Raw genomic sequence first — 2442 nt, 5'->3', positions numbered from 1 at the left:
CTCCCAGGGTGTGGAGCTTGACGTCCTGATCGCGGTCGTCCGGAATGTCGAAATGTTCCGAACGGAAATCGTAGTACCGGTATTGGGCGCCAACGACGAATTTGTCCGTGAGGGCAAAGTCGACGCCGGCACCGAGCGTCCAGCCGACATCTGTCCGCGTGTCTGCAACGCCATTGCGTGACGCTTCGATGCCGGCAAAGGCGATGCCGCCGATGCCGTAGACCAACACGCGGTCCATGGCGTAGCCGGCCTTGGCGTCGACGGAGCCGAACCATTTTATCTCGGCGCCGGCAGAATCTCCGAGACCGAGGTCCGCCGCGCCGTTGACCGAGGAATAGTTGAGGTCGGCCTGGGCGCCGAGAACCGCCTGGTCGAACTGCCAGAGGCCGGCGACGTGGCCGCCGATGAACCCGCCATTGAGATCCGGCGAGGCGGAAAACGGCGCGCCACCGGTCGAACTCATGTCGGAGCTTCCCCAGCCGTAGCCGCCCTGCAGGCCGGCATAGTAGCCAGTCCAGTCGAACCCCGGGGCGGTCATTGGCAGATCGGCGCCCAAGTCCGCCGCCTGGGCCGACCCGGACAGCAGCGCAAGTAAACCGGCACTGGCGAGCGTCAATCTACGCATCGAGTTCTCCGAAATGGCGGTTTCGAAAGACTCCCTGGTACAACCTAGCCTTATTCGCCGCAAAACGGAATTGGCTTCATTCAACAACGGTTTACGCCGGCGGGTCCGCACCCGATCCTCCAGGTCGCGCTGTTTTTCGAGAGGCGACGCCAGACGGTTGAAGGCGAACTTGGCCAGCACGGAGCCGGCGATGAAAATCAGGATAGGCGCGGCCCATGTCCAGAACGAATGCGAGGTAAAGAATGCCAGTCCGGCAAGGCCGGCCGTCACTGCGAAGATTGCGAACCTGATCGTCCCTGCCATTTTCCGCCAATCCGAATGATCGTCAGCGACCGACGAACATTCCGGCTCGCTGGCTATTTGGCGTCGATGAAATCCAGCGCCGCCTTGCTGTATTCGTCCGGCGCCTGGAGCATGGCGAAATGGCTGGCGTTGGGCAGGATGATCAGCTTCGCACCAGGAATGACCGAGGCCATGTATTCGGTGTGCTCGCGTTTGATCGCCTCGTCATGGTCGCCGGCGACGATCGCCGTCGGCGTGGTAATCTTGCCGAGTTGTTCCTTGGTCCACGCCGGCTCGCTCTCCCACATGTGGCTGATCTGGGCCACGAAGGCGTCATACTGGTCCGGTGTCTTCGACATCTTCTTGTAGTCGAGCCCAGAGCGCTCGATGTAGGCCGCAAAGGTCTTGTTGGTCATCACGCCCGGATCGACGCCATCGGTGGTGACATTCGCCGCCTGCGCAAAGAGCCTTGTCAGCCGTTCCGGATGATGCAGCGCGATGTCGATACCGATAATGCCGCCATCGCTCCAGCCGACAAGCGCGGTCTTGTCGATCTTCAGGTAGTCGAGCAGCGCCAGATAGTCCGACGCCATCAGGTCGTAGCCATAGGGCTGCTCCGTGCGGGTGGAGCGGCCATGGCCGCGGCTGTCAGCGACAATGACCTTGTGCGTTTTGGCAAGCGTCGCCACCTGGCTCGCCCAGATGTCGGCGTGGCCAAGGCCGCCATGGATGAGCAGCACCGGGTCGCCCGCGCCGAACACAGTATAGTACATCTGGATGCCGTTGACCGGCGCATAGCCGCTTTGCTCGGGCTTGGGCATCGCCGCAGGTTCCGGCAAGGTCTGCCAGCGTTCCTCGGCGGATACAGACCCGGTTGATGCGAGGAGCAGAATGGCGGCGGCAAATGCTTTCCAGAAACGGGTCATCATTCCCCTCTTAGGTTGAGGCCGGATGAGCAGCATCGCCTTTTGCGTGAAATAGTCAACAATTGCGGTCTGCTGCAGGACCCCATGCAGACGGCTCTGGTTCCTTGCTCCGACTTTTGCCAGACTGGCGGCAGCAGAGGACTTGCCGATGACAAATGCCAAAACCGCCAACGCCGCAAAGCCCAAACCCTGGGCGGAAGTGGCGACGCATCTCGTCGATGTCGCGATGGGGCGCAAACCCGCCGATCTCGTCATCCGCAACGGCCGTTGGGTGAATGTTCATTCAGGCGAGATCGTCGCTGGCACCGACATCGCCATCGCCGGCGGGCGCTTCGCCTATTGCGGGCCGAATGCCGGCCACGCCATCGGGCTAGGCACCAAGGTGGTTGATGCCGGTGGGCGCTATCTGGTGCCCGGCCTTTGCGACGCGCACATGCATGTCGAGAGCGGCATGGTGACGGTGACCGAGTTCTGCCGTGCCGTGATTCCGCGCGGCACCACCTCGATGTTCATCGACCCGCACGAGATCGCAAATGTGCTGGGCCTGGCCGGCGTGCGGCTGATGCATGACGAGGCCGTCGCCATGCCGATCAACGTGCATGTGCAGAT

General features: G+C 62.3%; 3 protein-coding genes. 1 reads left to right on the top strand and 2 read right to left on the bottom strand.

The window, feature by feature from the left end:
• Positions 1-625: outer membrane protein (locus tag EOA33_RS32335; RefSeq protein WP_145989413.1), on the bottom strand; the 625-nt coding region annotated here is incomplete at its 3' end.
• Positions 626-981: 356 nt separating this feature from the next.
• On the bottom strand, positions 982-1833 hold the full coding sequence (locus EOA33_RS32330; protein WP_126054335.1) for an alpha/beta hydrolase: 852 nt from the start codon (positions 1831-1833) through the stop codon (positions 982-984).
• A 148-nt stretch (positions 1834-1981) separates the two neighbouring features.
• On the opposite strand from EOA33_RS32330, the gene EOA33_RS32325 reads away from it, so the two are divergent.
• On the top strand, positions 1982-2442 hold a 461-nt coding region (locus tag EOA33_RS32325; protein WP_145989412.1), incomplete at its 3' end, for an amidohydrolase family protein.

It is taken from the genome of Mesorhizobium sp. M4A.F.Ca.ET.050.02.1.1, from assembly GCF_003997725.1.
In the GTDB taxonomy this organism is placed as follows: domain Bacteria; phylum Pseudomonadota; class Alphaproteobacteria; order Rhizobiales; family Rhizobiaceae; genus Mesorhizobium.
This window is presented reverse-complemented; position numbering and strand designations above follow the sequence as displayed.

What these genes read in the sequence shown, in the direction of transcription:
- EOA33_RS32330 (WP_126054335.1), bottom strand. Translation starts at nt 1,833, where the DNA reads ATGACCCGTTTCTGGAAAGCATTTGCCGCCGCCATTCTGCTCCTCGCA.